Source organism: Mesorhizobium sp. M1A.F.Ca.IN.020.06.1.1, assembly GCF_004023265.1.
Lineage (GTDB): Bacteria > Pseudomonadota > Alphaproteobacteria > Rhizobiales > Rhizobiaceae > Mesorhizobium.
On the sequence record NZ_RZSR01001409.1, the window covers coordinates 1 to 1,067 of the forward strand.

The 1,067-nt window shown below is 63.8% G+C and carries 1 protein-coding gene; it reads right to left on the reverse strand.

Going from position 1 to position 1,067, the window contains the following annotated elements; translation table 11 throughout:
* Positions 1-1,067, reverse strand: a 1,067-nt coding sequence (locus EOA60_RS34430) for a ComEC/Rec2 family competence protein (protein WP_164899831.1), incomplete at both ends; no start/stop codon positions are given.

A 1,067-nucleotide genomic window follows, 5' to 3' on the forward strand; every position in this document is an offset into this window, starting at 1 on the left:
GCCGAACGGCATCATGACCGCGCTGGCGACGGCGAGAAACATCACGATCGTGACGATCGGCATGATCGCGAGATTGGCCAGCAGGCTGAGCGGCGAGACGCGCTGGAAATGCCAGATGGCAAACAGCGCCGTGGCACTTCCGGCAATGATCGACGTCATTGCGGCGCCACCTGCTCCGACTGCCAGTTTGTGCGACATGAACCGCAGGACCGAACGCTTGTCCGGCGGCGCTCTCACCTTGCCGGCGCGGTAGTCGGACCAGCCGGCATAGGCGCCGACAAGGGCGGCGGTTGCCGCGAACGACATCTGAAAGCTCGGGCCAACCACTTCATGCGGCGACACCAGGATGACGGCGATGGCCGAGATCGCCAAGTTGCGCATCGTCAGCGCGGCGCGGTCGAAAAGCACGGCGATCAGCATGACGGCCAGCATGATGAAGCTTCGCTCGGCGGCGACCACCACGCCGGAGATGACGAGATAGGCGGCGATCGACATAAGCGCGATTGTCGCGGCATATTTCTTCACCGGCCGGCGTGACGAAAAATCCGGGAACAGCGCAAAGGCGCCGCGCAGCAGAAGCATGACCGTGCCGGCGACCAGCGCCATGTGCAGGCCCGAAATCGAGATGATGTGATAGATGCCGGTCCGCCGCATCGCCTCGTTGATGTCCTCGGGAATGCCGGCGCGCACGCCGACGATCAGTGCGGCGGCAATCTCGCCTTCGGGTCCGCCGACGGTGCTTCTGATGTGGTCGGCAATATTTTCGCGCGCGTTCTCGATGGCCGAGGCGATGCTCGTCTGAGCGATCGGGTCGGTTGGCGGAATGACTTTCGGGTCGCCGAGGAAAAATCCGCTGCCGCCGATGCCGGAAAAATAGCTGTCGAAGGAAAAATCATAGCTTTCGGGACGGACCGGCCCGGTCGGCGGCAGAAGCCGCGCGTAACCCATCACCAGCGATCCGGCCTTCATGCCGGCCGGGATCCTGCGTGCCGAAAGCCTGACGCGATCCGGCGCGTAGCGCAGCTTTGGATGCGCGGTCGAGACGAGATCGATGGTTAGCCTGACGC